This window comes from Nonomuraea sp. NPDC049480 (assembly GCF_044465905.1).
Taxonomy (GTDB): Bacteria; Actinomycetota; Actinomycetes; order Streptosporangiales; family Streptosporangiaceae; genus Nonomuraea.
The window spans coordinates 1-1,395 of the sequence record NZ_JBITMD010000085.1; the positions used below are offsets into that span (position 1 = coordinate 1).

Sequence of the window (1,395 nt, forward strand, 5' to 3'; positions counted from 1 at the left end):
GGGACTGTACGGTCTTCGGTGTAACTCCTGATCAAGGAGAACGCACCTGATGAGTACTGTGATCCAGGCATCGACGGAGATCGACCTGGAGGACGCCGCGGTGGCGCGTAAGAAGTCGGACCACTCGACGGATCGGGAGCTGGTGGCCAGGCTGGTCGACCAGGCGCGAGTCGAAGGGGTGGAGCTGGTCGGTGAGAATGGGCTGCTGGGCCGGTTGACCAAGCTGGTGCTGGAGTCCGCCCTGGAGGGTGAGATCACCGACCATCTCGGCTACGACAAGCACGAACGCTCCGGCAACGACAGCGGCAACAGCCGCAACGGCAGCCGGTCCAAGACTGTCATCACCGACGTTGGGCCTGTGGAGATCACCGTGCCACGCGATCGGGACGGCAGCTTCGAGCCGAAGATCGTGCGCAAGCGGCAACGCCGCCTGTCCGGCGTCGATGAGATGGTCATCTCGCTGGCCGCCAAGGGCCTGACCACCGGCGAGATCTCCGCGCACCTGGCCGAGGTCTACGGGGCCGAAGTCTCCAAGCAGACCATCTCCACCATCACCGACAAGGTGCTGGACGGGATGGCCGAATGGCAGAACCGGCCGCTCGACGCCGTCTACCCGGTGATCTTCATTGACGCCATCCACGTGAAGCTGCGCGAGGGCCAGGTGGCCAACCGGCCGATCTACGTGGCGATGGCGGTCACCGTCGACGGTGAGCGCGACATCCTCGGGCTGTGGGCCGGCGACGGCGGTGAGGGCGCCAAGTTCTGGCTGCACGTGCTGACCGAGATCAAGAACCGCGGCGTCGCCGATGCGCTGATGGTGGTCTGCGACGGGCTGAAAGGGCTACCGCAGGCCATCGAGCAGGTCTGGCCCCAGGCCGTCGTCCAAACCTGCGTCGTTCACCTGCTGCGCGCCTCGTTCCGGTATGCCGCCCGCCAGCACTGGGACGCCATCGCCAAGGCGCTCAAGCCGGTCTACACCGCCCCGACCGAGGCGGCCGCGCTCGAACGGTTCTACGAGTTCGCCGAGACGTGGGGCGGGAAGTATCCGGCGATCGTGAAGCTGTGGGAGGACGCCTGGGCCGAGTTCGTGCCCTTCCTCAACTTCGACACCGAGATCCGCCGGGTGATCTGCTCCACCAACGCCATCGAGTCGGTCAACGCGCGCATCCGGCGGGCGGTCAAGGCCCGCGGCCACTTCCCGAACGAGCAGGCCGCGCTCAAGTGCGTCTACATGGCGATCATGAGCCTGGATCCGACCGGCAAGGGCCGCAAACGCTGGATCACCCGCTGGAAGGCCGCTCTGAACGCCTTCGCCATCACCTTCGAAGGCCGCCTGACCCCGGCCACCCGATAGACCCAGTCAAGATTGAGATACACCGATCACTGGACAGACCC

Annotated in this window: 1 protein-coding gene; it reads left to right on the top strand. The window is 65.9% G+C overall.

Going from position 1 to position 1,395, the window contains the following annotated elements:
- Nucleotides 1-49: 49 nt before the first annotated feature.
- Complete coding sequence (locus ACIBX3_RS61225; RefSeq protein ID WP_397130034.1) at nucleotides 50-1,354, top strand: IS256 family transposase; 1,305 nt, start codon at nucleotides 50-52, stop codon at nucleotides 1,352-1,354.
- The last annotated feature ends 41 nt before the right edge of the window (nucleotides 1,355-1,395 follow it).

Coding starts and splice junctions, on each gene's coding strand:
- ACIBX3_RS61225 (WP_397130034.1), top strand. CDS start 50: ATGAGTACTGTGATCCAGGCATCGACGGAGATCGACCTGGAGGACGCC.